The organism is Leekyejoonella antrihumi, from assembly GCF_007845645.1.
GTDB lineage: Bacteria > Actinomycetota > Actinomycetes > Actinomycetales > Dermatophilaceae > Leekyejoonella > Leekyejoonella antrihumi.
On the sequence record NZ_VCQV01000027.1, the window covers coordinates 34,341 to 47,268 of the forward strand.

Sequence of the window (12,928 nt, forward strand, 5' to 3'; positions counted from 1 at the left end):
CTCGGTCAGTCCTTGATCTCGCAGAGTGCACGGCCTTGCATCACAACGGATCCCACGCGCACCGTGAGTCCGGTGACAGTTCCCGTCTTGTGCGCTGTTACCCGGTTCTCCATCTTCATCGCCTCGAGCACTGCGATGAGTTCTCCGGCTTCCACGCGCTGATCCTCCTCGACGGTGAGTTGAGTGATGGTGCCCTGCATGGACGCAACCACTACGTCGCCGTGCACCGCGGGTGCGCCGTCGCTGATGCTGGACTCGAGCGCCTGTGCACGGAGCGCTGAGCCCGCTTCGCCCAAGGTGTCGAGGCCCGGAAGGCTGACCTCCATCGGCCGGCCACCAATCTCGATCGTGACGCCTCCGGGTTGAGGGGAGCCCCCAGCGCCTGTCGGGGTGAACGGCTCGATCGTGTTATTGAAGTCTGTCTCGATCCAGCGGGTGTGCACGGCAAAGCCGTGCTGATCTCCGACGAACGCTGGTTGCCGGACGACCGCGCGGTGAAATGGCAACACGGTGGCCAACCCCTCGATCGTGGTCTCTGCCAGTGCTCGCCGCGCCCGCTGCAATGCTTCTTGACGGTTCGCGCCGGTAACGATCAACTTGGCCAGCAGTGAGTCGAACTGCCCGCTGAGCACGCTGCCCTCCTGGATCCCGGAGTCGACTCGTATGCCCGGGCCGTTCGGGAGCACCAGGCGGGTCACGCGGCCTGGCTCGGGAAGGAAGTTGCGACCGGCGTCCTCACCGTTGATGCGGAACTCGATCGAGTGCCCGCGAGGCGTGGGGTCCGTACGCAGTGTCAGGTGCTCGCCTGCTGCGATTCGGAACTGCTCGCGGACCAGGTCAATGCCCGTCGTCTCCTCCGAGATCGGGTGCTCGACCTGCAACCTGGTGTTCACCTCGAGGAAGGAGATCGTCCCATCCATTCCAACCAGATACTCCACAGTCCCGGCACTGACATAACCACCTGCTGCGCAGATGTCCTTCGCGCTTGTGCGTATTGTGTGCTCCTGGACGGCGGAGAGATACGGCGCTGGGGCTTCCTCGACAAGCTTCTGGTGCCGGCGCTGCAATGAGCAGTCTCGGGTGCCAACGACGACGACAGCGCCGTGCGTGTCCGCGAGGATCTGTGCCTCGACGTGTCGCGGGCGGTCCAGGTACCGTTCCACGAAGCAATCCCCATTGCCGAACGCTGCCACCGCCTCTCGAGTTGCCGAGGCCAACAGCTCGGGGATCTCGTGTGTCTGCCATGCGACCTTCAACCCACGGCCGCCGCCCCCGAAGACCGCCTTGATAGCGATCGGCAGGCCGTGCAGCTTGGCGAACTCGATCACTTCCGCAGGGCCGGATACCGCTGCGGTTGTGCCGGGCACAAGGGGGGCGCCGACCCGTCTGGCGAACTGCCGAGCGGTTACCTTGTTCCCCAGGTTGCGGATCGCCTCAGGAGTGGGTCCGATCCACGTCAGGCCCGCGGCAACCACTGCCTCGGCGAACTCGGCGCTCTCAGAGAGGAACCCGTATCCGGGATGCACCGCATCCGCACCACTGCGGCGTGCCACTGCGAGCAGCTTGTCGATCGACAGATAGCTCTGCACGGCCGTGCTACCTCCCAGCGCATACTCCTCATCAGCCATGCGCGTGTGCAGAGCCCCGGCGTCTGGGTCTGCGAACACCGCAACACTCGACAAGCCCGCATCCGCGCATGCCCTGATGACCCGCACCGCGATCTCGCCACGGTTGGCGATCAAGACCTTACGCATCGAAACCCCGCCTGCTCACGTCGCACACGCTGGACACTCATCGCTGATCTCCTTGCTGCCAACGGGCGAGTGTCTGACCGGCCATCTTGCGGTGTACGTCGTCCACCATCTGTCCGTCAACCACGCCGACCCCGGTCTTCTGCGCCAGCACCGCACGTGCATGGGTGACCTCCTGCTCGGATGGGGTGAACACGCGGTGTGCCAGCGTGACCTGCACGGGGTGGAGGGTGATCTTGCCCTGGTAACCAAGTGCGCGTCCCTGCTCGGCATCTGCGGTGAACGCTGCTTCATCGTGAACAGACACCACGGCCTGATCGATGGCCGGCACACCGGCTAGTCGGGCTGCCAGGCATACCTCACTACGCGCGAACACGACCTCCAGGCCGCCCCGCGTGCGGCGCCCGCCCATGTCCGCGATGAAATCTTCGGCGCCGAAATACACTGCTACCACGTTGGGTTGCTCGCACATAGCTCGGGCGTTAGCTACACCCCTTGCGGTCTCCAAGCCCCCGATGATCGACAACCCGCTGCGCTGTGCGGCGTCCAGGTCCTCCGGTCGTTCCACCTTCGGCAAGGCGATGCCGGCAACTCCAGCACGAGCGGCGGCCGCCAGGTCCGCCAGGTGCCAGGGTGTCCCTGCCGCGTTGACGCGCAGGAAGACCAACGGATGCGAGACACGCGCGATGGCGGCGACGGCAACGCTTCGTGCCGAATCCTTGTCAGCGCCGGCGACGGCGTCTTCCAGATCTACCACGACGGCATCGGGCTTCCACCGGGGCACCTTGGCGATCATGTCGGCCCGGTCGCCGGGCACGAAGAGTAGGCTCCGCATGGCAGGGTTGGATGCGGCGTTCATTTCGGGCTCACCCCTGACTTGGGCATCGGTGTCAGACCGGGCTGATGAGGTGGTGGCGGTGTCCGGCCACTCGGCTCCAACCAGCCGCAGCAGCGAGGCGTCGGCACAGTTCCGAGCGCAGTTCGGTGGGCTCGACGACAGCGTCCACCACGAGTTCGCTGCCCATGTGCAGCAGGTTCTGATCGGCTTCTTGCTCCGCGGTCCGCGCAGCGACGAAGGCGGCTCGTTCGTCAGGATCGGCGATGGCGGCGATTTTGTTTGCGTAGACCGCGTTCACCGAGGCACTCGCCACCATCGGGCCGATCGACCCCGTGGGCAGCGCAAGTGTTGCGCGAGGCTCGAAGCCCGGGGCGCACATCGCGTAGAAGCCCGCCGCGTACGCCTTGCGCAGGATTACGGAGAACTTCGGCACGTCGGCGCTGGCCATCGCAGCGATCATCTTTGCCCCGTGCCGGATGATGCCCTGCTTTTCGACGGCGACCCCGACCATGAATCCCGGTACGTCCTGCAGGAACACCAGCGGGATGTTGAATGCATCGCACATCGAGATGAATCTGCTCGCCTTGTCGGCGGAGTCCACGAAGATGGCACCGCTGCGCACCGATGGCTGGTTGGCCACGATGCCGACCACCTGGCCCTGCAGCCGGGCCAGGCCGGTGACCATCTCGGTCGCCCAGCGGGCCTTGATCTCAAAGAAGCTGCCGGCGTCGACCAGCCGGGTGATCACCGTGAGGACGTCGTAGGCCCGGTTAGGGTCGGCAGGGATCAGGTCCTGGGGCCACTGCTCAACCTCGGGTGGCCGGGGTGGCGCTGCGGGTGGTGCAGAGCTCCAGGAGTTGGGCAGGTAGGAGATCAATAGCCTTGAGGCAGCGATGACCTCCCAATCCTGGTTGAAGACTTCGTCCGCGCAGCCCGACACCGTGGCATGCATCACCGCCCCGCCCATCTCCTCCAGCGTGGTGCGCTCGCCGGTGACTTTTTCCGCGACTCTGGGGGATGCAAGGTACATGGACGCGTTGCCCTTGACCATTCCGACCCAGTCGCAGAATGCCGGCATGTACGCTCCACCGGCCGCGGACGGGCCGTGTAGGGAGCAGATCTGCGGGACCCGACCGGACAGCATCACCTGCAGTTGGAAGATCTTTGAGGCACCGCGCCGGCCGGGAAAGAAGCCCATCTGGTCGGTGAGGCGGCCACCCGCGGAGTCGACAAGATAGAAGACCGGGAGCAGGTCCCTGTCCGCGCGCTCCAGGATACGGATCTGCTTCTCGCAGGTGAGTTCACCCCACGAGCCGGCCTTGACGGCGAAGTCGTGCGCGATGACCGCTACCTGTCGACCGTCAATGGTGCCGACCCCGGTGAGCACTCCGTCGGCGGGGAACCCGGGTACCTCGGCGTTGGCGAGCAACCCGTCTTCGACCCAGCTCCCGGGGTCGAGGAGCAGGGTGATCCGGTCTCGCACCGGGAGCTTGTTGGCCCATTTCGAGGGGTCATTGCCGGTCACGACCCGGGTCCGTGCAGCGGCGACGTCGGCCATCTGGTCGCTGGTCATCCTGTCCTCCCACCGTGAGGGGCGGGGTGTCCGCCCGTGTCCGCCTTGGCCTGGTCGGTGGCCTGCAGTTCCGCGGCCTGTTGCGCCATCTCCTCCACGAGCTCCGGTGCGCAACCGATCTCGGTGAGCACTTCGGCGGTGTGTGCGCCCATACCAGGTACGCCACCACGTGGTCCCGGGGTGCGGCCGTCAATACGCAGAGGCTGGCTCACGTGCCATATTGTGCTGCCGTCGTCCGTCGGCGCTTTGGAGAACAGCGCCCGCGCGGCGGCCTGCGGCGACTGGGGCAGCTCGGCGAGTGTCCGGACCTGGCCGAACGGCACGTCGGCCGCCTGGAAGGTTGTGGCCCATTCCGCCGCGGTCCTGGTGCTCAACACCGCACCGATCCGATCTCGCAGCCGTTCCTGCTGTTCAAACCGCTGTGGCGCCGCGAGGTCTCGATCTGCCGGCATGTCGATGGCGTCACAGAGGGCCCGCCAGAAGTGATCCTCGTGTGCCACTCCCAGGGACAGGTATTTTCCGTCGCTGGTGCGGAACACCCCGTAGCCAGGTTCGTACGGAAACCCGGGTGGGCCAGACTTGTTGATCACCGGTCCGAGGTGAGCGCTCAGCAGCGTGACCAGCGCGTCGAACATTGAAACATCCACCACGCAACCGTGGCCCGTCCTGCTGCGCTGCACCAGCCCGACGAGCACCGCTTGGGCGGCGAAGAGTCCCGCCGCGAGGTCCCCGACCGCAACGGCGGGGGCAGTTGGCGGATCACCCGGTGAGAGCCGTGGGTCGAGCATCCCCGCCTCGGCCTGGTAGGTCAGATCGTGTCCCGACCGGTGGGCGTACGGGCCGGTCTGGCCGTATCCGGAGACCGACACATAGATCAGTGCCGGGTTCTGCTCTCGCAGATCCTTCTGCCCGAGACCCAGACGGTCCAATGTTCCGGGCCGATAACCGTCCAAGAAGGCGTCCGCCCAGCGGGCCAGCGCGATGCAGGCCTGGCGCCCGCTGCCGGTTTTCAAGTCCAGTGCCACCGAGCGCTTACCGCGCGCCATCGAGGAATGAAATCCGGGAAAGGCACGGGCTGGGTCACCCACCGGCGGCCGCTCCACGAGTACGACATCGGCGCCAAGATCCGCCAGCAGCATGGTGGCGAAGGGCCCAGGGTACTGGTGCGCCAGGCTGACCACGCGCAGGCCATCCAATGGAAGATCCATCGGACTAGACCCCGAGGCCCAGGCCCCGCGCGATCAGCATGCGCTGTACCTCTGAGGTACCTTCGCCGATGGTCAGGATTCTGGCGTCCTGGTAATGGCGGGTTGCCGCCGTCTCCTGCATAAAGCCGTACCCACCCTGGATCTGGGTTGCAAGGTAGGCCGCCTTGTTGGCCGCTTCGGACGCCACCAGTTTGGCAACGGCCGCTTCTCGTCTGATCGGCAACCCTTGGTCATACTTCCACGCCCCGTCGTAGGTCATCACCTGGGCCGTGGACGCCAGTGCGGCGATGTCCGCGACCTGGAAGGCCACGCCTTGATGGGCGCCCAGCGGCTGGCCGAAGGACTGGCGTTCAGACACGAACCGCAGCGTGTCTGTCAGGCATCCTCTGGCCAGACCGGCGCTCATCGCTGCGATGGGCAGCCGTGCCCAGGTGAGGAACTCCAGCGCGTCGCGGTAGCCCCGTCCGGCCGTGCCGAGCACCGCCGTGCCGGGCACGCGCACATCGTCGAAGAACAGGGGGCGGGTATCCGATGCGCGCCAGCCGAGCTTCACATACGGCGCACCGACGGTGACCCCGGGCGCATCCAGGGGCACGAGGAAGGCCGACACCGGCGGACGACCATTCTCACCAGGACCCACCGCCGCCATCAGGATGACATAGCGGGAGAACGGGGTCCCAGAGTTGGTGATGAACTGCTTGGCACCGTTGATGATCCAGTCCGACCCGTCCCGTCGGGCGACCGTCTTGATATTGCCTGCATCAGATCCGCCAGAAGGTTCGGTGAGGCCTATAGAAATGAACGACTCACCGGTGCACGCCGCAGGAAGAATCTCTCGCTGCAACTCCGGTCGGCCCACCGAAAGATGCGCGAACAACGCCACGCAGATGCTCTGCACATGCACCGTGACCGCGAGTGACGAATCCACTGTGGCAACCTCTTCAACGCCGAGGCACAAGGTGCGCAAGTCTGCGCCCTCTCCGCCGAGATCCTTCGAGGCAAGCAGCCCGTACATCCCCAGTTTGCCTGCCTCACGCGCCAGATCCGCGTCGAATCGACCCGCGATGCTCCGCTCGGTAGCCCGGGGCGCGACGACGTCGTTGCAGAAGCTGTGCACCGTGCCCTGCCAATCACGGTGCTCCTTCTCAAAGGCCCAGGGTGCACCGTAGCCGGCGGCCTGAAACTCCGCAGCCCCCTGGCGTACCTGGTCGGACATCACGTCCATCGATCTTCGCCAGCTCTCTTCGCAGTGTGACCTCTACGCGACACAACAACTGTCCCGTACCTCAAGCATAGACTAGATTATCTTGTTGGTGATCTATCTTCAGGAGGCGCCATGCCACGCAATCGCTCGGGCATGTGGTTCGAGGACTTCGAGATTGGGCAGGTCGTCGAGCACGCTGTCACGCGGACCGTGACCGAGGCGGATAACGTTCTATTCACGTGCTTGACGATGAACCCACAACCGATGCACCTGGACGCAGAGTTCTCGGCACAGCAGGAGTTCGGCAAACCGTTAGTCAACAGCCTGTACACGCTGGGCCTCGTGGTCGGGATCGCAGTGCCCGAGTTGACGCTCGGCACCACCATCGCCAACCTGGGTTTTGAGAGCGTCACGTTCCCGAGTCCGGTCTTCGCCGGCGACACCGTCTGGGTGTGCTCCGAGATTGTCGCGGCCAGGGCCTCCCGGTCGCGCCCGGAGGCTGGGATCGTGACGTTTGAGCACTGCGGATTCGTGCGTGACGACACGCTCATCTGTCGATGCCGCCGCACCGCGCTGATGCGGCGGCGGCCGGGATCACGCGAGGAGTGAGCGGTGGCCGACGGGTCCTCAGCGGCCGAGGAAAGGAGCCATCAGAGTGTCGGCCACGTCGGCGGCCAGTTCTTCTAGACGAAGAGGCCCGCGCCGGTCATACCATTCCGGCATGTAGGCGAGACTGCCGAACGCCATCATCAACGAGATCTTCGCAGCCTCAGGATCAAGCCCATGGGCCATGACGACCTCATTGACCACGTGCCGGAAAACATCACCGTGCTGTCGGCGGATAGCGGCCAACCGCCGTCGCAGGGACGGCACCGGCACATAGACCTTGAGGAACAGCGGCACGAAGTCGGGAAAGTCACGAAGCTCGATCAGAACCTGCTCGAAGAACAGCCGTCGCAGTCGCTCCTCGGCCGCACCCTCCGAGCCCGCGATCTCCTCGAGGCGCGTCACCACCTGCGCGAACGAGTGCTCCACACACTGTGAGAAGAGATCTTCCTTCGAGGAAAAGTAGTGGTACAGGGTCGGCCCGCGCAGATCTACCTGCGCGGCGATCTCCTCGAAGTTTGTTCCGTCGTAGCCCTTCTCGGCGAACATTCGGGCTGCCGTCCGCTCCACCACGCGGATGCGTTGCGCGCGTTTGCGTGCTACCCGGCCCTCGCCGGTAGCGCCCGGAGCCTTGGCGTCATCCCGGCCGGCGGATGGCTGCTCCTGTTGGCGTCGGGCTGCACCCATCCAGACCCACCCCTTTCGACCTCCAGGAAGGTATCCCGTCATCCGGGCCGAACGGCCCGTGTCGTTACCCACCCGACGAGAGACTACTTGGCCGCCTCGTCAGCTGCTCCCTTTGCTACCGTCTCGAGCCGGGCACCGTAACGCCGACGCATCGCCTCGCGACTCGGGGCTTCCGGCAGGTCGCCACCGTCGGCGACAATCACGATGCTGTCGGCGCGCGGGCACTTGAAACCTGCGATCTTGGTGGCGCAGAAGGCGGCCAACGCCGCCGCATCGGTGCCGCCGAACTCTGCCGAGGGGAGCACCACCGCGCAGACCCGCTCACGCCACGCCGGATCGGGAACTCCGAACACGAACGCCCGAGACACTGCCGGGTGGGCCTGCAGCGCGAGCTCGACCTCGGCAGGGTAGACATTCAGACCGCCAGGCTTGATCAGGTCCTTGTCGGACGTGCGCCCGATGAACCACATGTTCTGGTCGGCCCCCACCCGCAGCACATCGCCGGTGCGCAGCCACCCATCTTGAGTCAGTCGGGTGGGCTCGTCGGGCCAGTATCGTTGCACCACCGCGTCGCTGCGCACCCATGCCTCGCCCGGCTCGCCCGGTTCTACGGGCGATCCCTTGGAGTCCCGCACCGACATCCGCACAAGCGGCAGCGGGCGGCCCACATAGTTCGACTCGATCGGGCCGTCACCGACCCGGCCCATCGCGACCAATCCCGCGGTCTCCGTCTGACCGTAGAAACCCCACCACTGCACACCCGCATCCCGGTAACGAGCGATCGTCACCGGTGCGTCCAGGCCCATCACCAGGCGCAGCCCCCCAGGAAAGGCGCTCTTGGCCGCATCGGCCGCGTCCGCAATCCGTGCGGCCATCGGTGCGAACTCGGCGAAGAAGCTGACCTCACCTGCCGCTATCCGGCGAGCCGCCTCGTTCGGGTCAAACGAGGTGAGCATCGTGTTGGCTGCTCCTCGGCATACCGCGACGAACATCAGGTAGGCACCGAAGGTGTGCGAAAGCGGGAGGAACACACCGTGTGCGTCCTGCTCGCCGATGTCCAACGGTTCCCCCGTGGTGGTGACCTGAGTGATCAGGTTGCGGTGGGTCAGCGCTGCACCTCGTGGGCGGCCAGCCACAGCCGCGGTGTAGAAGAGCGCCACTGGCGCATCCGCACCGATCACCCCGTCCCGCACCGGCCGCGTAGGCCCGCTCGTCAATGACTCGTATGCAACCACTCCCTCGCCGGACGGTGTCGACCCGTCGCCGAGTAGGACTGAGGCCTCGGCGCCGCTGTACAGCCGGTGCATCCACTCCAGACGCTCTACCTGGTCGGCGACGAGCAGCGTCGGTGCAGTCTCCGCGAGAATTGCGCGTACCTCCTCCTCCGCAAGTCGAACGTCGAGTGGCACCACGATGGCTCCCAGTCCGGCACAAGCGAGGTACAGCTCCATGTAACGGTGACAGTTGTCCGACCGCACCACGACCCGGTCACCCGGACGCAACCAGCGCTCACGAAGCGCTGTGCACACCGCGGACACCCGTGAGTGAAGCTGCTGGAAAGACCAAGTGTTCGAGCCGCAACGGACAGCGGGCCTTTGCGCGTGCAGTGCTGCGGACCGTTCGAACGCGTCGAACAACGTGAACCCACAACTCGACGCGCCAGACGACTCATCCATCCGTCGGCCCTGCTCGCTCATGGTCAGTCCCTCACAGTGACACGTGCGAACTTCACGGTCCCGATGCCGATATCGCTCGCGTCAACGAGCTCCACAACCGCGGGTACCCCGAGTCGGTCGTGCAGGTCGTTGCCAAGGCGTGTCCGGAGTTCATCGGTGTTGGATACCTCGCTGACCGTCGTGCGAACGATCAGCTCATCCTGTGGCTGGTGCCTCAGCTTCACCAGCTGGTACGCGGCGAACTCGGTTTCCGGATGCGTCCAGAGAACGTTCTCGACGTCGTCGCTGAACACCCTGTTCGTTCCCACCAGCACGGACCACGCATAGCGTCCTCGGTAGTTCACCCTGGCATGCGTACTACCGCACTCGCAGGTGCTCTCGTCGATCTGCACCACGTCTTCCATCCGGTACCGAAGGAAGGGCGTGGCCTCGGCCCAGAGGTTGGTCACGATCAGCTCGCCCTCCGCGCCTTGCTCGACCGACTCAAGGGTGTCGGAGTCAACCACCTCGAGGAGGAACTGATCTTCCAGGAAGTGCAGGGCGGGCGCAGAGAACTCGCACTCGGATGCCGGTATGTACTGATCACCGGAACTGCCCATGTTTCGATACGGGACCCCCCAGGCCCTCTCCAGGATTGTTCGTCTGGCGTCCGTGCACAGGAACGCCGAGTAGATGAACTTCAAGTTCGGGTGCACCTGCGTTGGCACAATATCGTGTTCGCGCATGTACTTGATCTCGATCTCCGGGTGGTAGATGAAGATCGAGTCGAAGTCGACTCCAGCGAGGAGCTCAAGGTTTGTGGGCACGACCTGACGGTTGTCGAACTCCAGCGCAAACACTGTCGCGCCCAACCGTCGGGCGCCCTCCGCGGTCATCGAGTACCCGTGCCAGGTCATCGCGGCTTCCAACCAGTTGTTTGTCCGGTGCCCTGGCCGAAGTCCTACCCGCCAAAGCATCCTCGCGAAGTTGTCGGCGATCTGATCGAAATCCGCTCGAGTGGCACCGAACACATCCGGCGACCCGCTGGTACCGGTGCTCTTGTTCACACGGTAGAGCTGGTTGCGCGGGACGCAAAGAGTGCCACAGAACGGGTCCCCGCTCGCGACACGGAACTCCCGCAGGTCATCTTTGCTCATGATCGGGAGCTTGTGCAGGTCCTGCACGCCCCGTACATCGGCCGGTTTGACCCCCGCCCGGTCGTAGAACTGCTTGAAGAAGGCGCTGTTCTCGTACACCCTGCGGACCTGCCGCACCAGCCGATCGCTCTGCAGCGCCCTCAGATCAGCGCGCGGGAGCGTCTCCATCTGAGGGTCCCAGTGCACTCGGCTCTCGGCGTCACTCACCTTGACCGCCCCTCTCCGGGACTCAGATTCGCCGCGGTTCGGCTTCGCAAACTAAGCAAACACCCTGCTCAAGTATCAAGTCAATGATAGATTTTCTTGTCTAACGAGTCGGGTTTGTGGCGACGTCGGCCAGGTCGTTGTCGCCGAGTTTGAAGGTGTGTCTCACGGATTTGCGGCTCTTCGCGATGGATACACGAGCGACCTGCCCGGGTGTACACCAATGGCAATCGCCTCGGCAGTGAGCGAGTACCTCGAACGGAACAGTCACTGTGCAAGAGCGTCCTGGCGCATACGGGCCTCGTGGGCGGCCGCGGCAATGACGCCGACATCGATGCCGGCGCCCAGGAGTATGCAAGTCGTGAGTCGCTCGCTGCCGAGTTCTGATCATCGCGTGAGTTTCGACGGCCCGCGGCACGCCTGTCTGCTGATCTTCGTCGTCAACGAGACACTGTCGGACCTGGGCCGCTGGGCGCCCGGCGCGCGCACCTCGGGGAAGCGGAGCACCTGGCCAGCCCCTGATTCGCCAGCATGTTGCGCGACGGGATCGCCCTGGCCGCGGCCGGAACAACCGCCCCGTTCGCCCGGATCGCCGCGGAGTCGCTGCGCGACCTGCTGGATGCCCACCTGCCCAGCCGCGGAATGGAGAACGCCGGCCAGCACGTCCTGGACAGTTTCGCCGGCCTGCCGGTCCACCCCGACGTCAGCGCCGGACTGGAGGCGCTGGCGGAGCTGGGCCTTCGGGTCGTGACACTGAGCTAGGGATCGGCGGACGTAGCCCTACGCGCTGCTGGCGTCGCGGGGCGTTCGGCACCACTTCGAGCGGCTGCTGTCCGTGCAGGACGCAGGCTTGTGGAAGCCCGCCCCCGCGCCTACGCTTACGCGCTGCAGCAGTGCCAGGTCGCCCCGAGGGACGCCATGCTCGTGGCCGTGCACCCCTGGGACACTGACGGAGCCAGCCGTGCCGGCCTGTCCAGCGCCTGGATCAACCGCAGCTCCGCCCGATACCCCCCACCTACTTCTTGACCCCGACCTGCAGGCCGACTCTCTGCTAGGCATGGCCGAGCAACTTCAGTGATCTGGACGTCAAGGGATGCAGCTAACCCCGACGCCCGCTCGTACGTTCCTCGGCGGCGTGCCCCTGGCAGCGACCGTCATCTACATCAAGTCCCCTAATGAGACGGCGAGCAGTCTCACTTGAGGACGGCGAGCTCAATCGGGCCTGCGCTGCAGCGTCGCATAGACCCATTCTCACGTTCAGAAAGTACGGTGCCCTTCAGCGGGCCGCTCGTCAGCGCTCTCGGCCGAAGCCGACGATCCGGCTGGTGGGTGGTGGGTCCATCCGTTCCCGGGTTGCGCCGACGGAACGGGTCTCGCCTTGGTTGCTGAGTGGTGGACCGAAGCCGGCCGGCTGGCCACCGTTGCCGCCGTCGAGACGGGGCTGTTCCCACCCTCGGGCCCTGACGACGGAGTGCCAGTGGTAACCCGGCAGTGTCGGTCCGAGGTTCGCGTTGTCGGCGGACAGCCTCGCGGCGATGTCGGCCTGTGACAGATCGTCCGATGGGCTGTCTTGGGGACGGTGTACCCGGATGAAGTGAGAGGGTTCGAGATCCTCCAGCCGGATCTTGACGTAACGCTCGCCGCTATGGAACGACTCGTCGACCTGCGTGATGCCGACCGGGACACGCACCTGGACCGCCGCTGCACCGTAGTGAAATACACCGGATGCGTTGCCATCTGGCCGTGTTGAGAAGAATGCGTAGGGCATATCGACCGGCGACGATGAGATCATCCGCCTCTCGCGCATGATGCTGAGCGCGGCCTCCGGGCTGGTGTGGTGATAGAGCGTGATCCAGTCCTCCGGGCCGGGCCCGGCGGCGTATGCCGAGGTCGGGCTACCCATGAGCCCCGCCGTCAGGTCGACGCGCGAGATCGGGTTGCGTGAGGCGGATCCAATCGACAACAGTGCTGTCACATCGGATGATGCCCGTCTCGGATGGCCGCCCCACCACACCCAGGTGCCACAGCAGTTGATTGAAGTACTG

11 protein-coding genes are annotated in these 12,928 nt (G+C 65.3%); 2 read left to right on the forward strand and 9 right to left on the reverse strand.

What is annotated here, in order from left to right; all coding sequences use genetic code 11:
• Window positions 1-5 precede the first annotated feature (5 nt).
• The 5 genes from FGL98_RS17275 to FGL98_RS17295 are packed head-to-tail and all read right to left on the reverse strand — an operon-like array spanning window position 6 to window position 6,595.
• Entirely contained in the window at window positions 6-1,754 is a 1,749-nt protein-coding gene (locus tag FGL98_RS17275) for an acetyl/propionyl/methylcrotonyl-CoA carboxylase subunit alpha (protein ID WP_146318750.1), read from the reverse strand.
• A 37-nt stretch (window positions 1,755-1,791) separates the two neighbouring features.
• Complete coding sequence (locus FGL98_RS17280) at window positions 1,792-2,610, reverse strand: HpcH/HpaI aldolase/citrate lyase family protein (RefSeq protein WP_222432234.1); 819 nt, start codon at window positions 2,608-2,610, stop codon at window positions 1,792-1,794.
• Window positions 2,611-2,641: 31 nt separating this feature from the next.
• Window positions 2,642-4,162, reverse strand: a complete 1,521-nt coding sequence (locus tag FGL98_RS17285; protein ID WP_146318752.1) for an acyl-CoA carboxylase subunit beta — start codon at window positions 4,160-4,162, stop codon at window positions 2,642-2,644.
• A complete protein-coding gene (locus FGL98_RS17290; protein WP_146318754.1) occupies window positions 4,159-5,370 on the reverse strand; it encodes a CaiB/BaiF CoA transferase family protein in 1,212 nt (403 codons plus the stop codon). Before FGL98_RS17290 ends, FGL98_RS17285 begins: the two co-directional genes overlap by 4 nt.
• A gap of 4 nt (window positions 5,371-5,374) precedes the next feature.
• Complete coding sequence (locus FGL98_RS17295; RefSeq protein WP_222432235.1) at window positions 5,375-6,595, reverse strand: acyl-CoA dehydrogenase family protein; 1,221 nt, start codon at window positions 6,593-6,595, stop codon at window positions 5,375-5,377.
• A 111-nt stretch (window positions 6,596-6,706) separates the two neighbouring features.
• Between FGL98_RS17295 and FGL98_RS17300 the strand changes: the two genes are divergently transcribed.
• A complete protein-coding gene (locus FGL98_RS17300) occupies window positions 6,707-7,183 on the forward strand; it encodes a MaoC family dehydratase (protein ID WP_146318756.1) in 477 nt (158 codons plus the stop codon).
• An 18-nt stretch (window positions 7,184-7,201) separates the two neighbouring features.
• On the opposite strand, the gene FGL98_RS17305 is transcribed toward FGL98_RS17300, so the two are convergent.
• The 3 genes from FGL98_RS17305 to FGL98_RS17315 form a co-directional block, all read right to left on the reverse strand.
• Window positions 7,202-7,729 (reverse strand): TetR/AcrR family transcriptional regulator, encoded by a 528-nt coding sequence (locus FGL98_RS17305; RefSeq protein WP_186526232.1) that lies wholly within the window; start codon window positions 7,727-7,729, stop codon window positions 7,202-7,204.
• Between the two features lie 221 nt (window positions 7,730-7,950).
• A complete protein-coding gene (locus tag FGL98_RS17310; protein ID WP_146318760.1) occupies window positions 7,951-9,564 on the reverse strand; it encodes a class I adenylate-forming enzyme family protein in 1,614 nt (537 codons plus the stop codon).
• 2 nt (window positions 9,565-9,566) lie between these two features.
• Window positions 9,567-10,439, reverse strand: a complete 873-nt coding sequence (locus FGL98_RS17315) for a phenylacetate--CoA ligase family protein (protein WP_146318762.1) — start codon at window positions 10,437-10,439, stop codon at window positions 9,567-9,569.
• A gap of 975 nt (window positions 10,440-11,414) precedes the next feature.
• Here FGL98_RS17315 and FGL98_RS25875 point away from each other — a divergent pair.
• Complete coding sequence (locus FGL98_RS25875; RefSeq protein ID WP_222432236.1) at window positions 11,415-11,645, forward strand: HAD family hydrolase; 231 nt, start codon at window positions 11,415-11,417, stop codon at window positions 11,643-11,645.
• A gap of 529 nt (window positions 11,646-12,174) precedes the next feature.
• On the opposite strand, the gene FGL98_RS17325 is transcribed toward FGL98_RS25875, so the two are convergent.
• A complete protein-coding gene (locus FGL98_RS17325) occupies window positions 12,175-12,858 on the reverse strand; it encodes a hypothetical protein (protein WP_146318765.1) in 684 nt (227 codons plus the stop codon).
• Window positions 12,859-12,928: the final 70 nt, after the last annotated feature.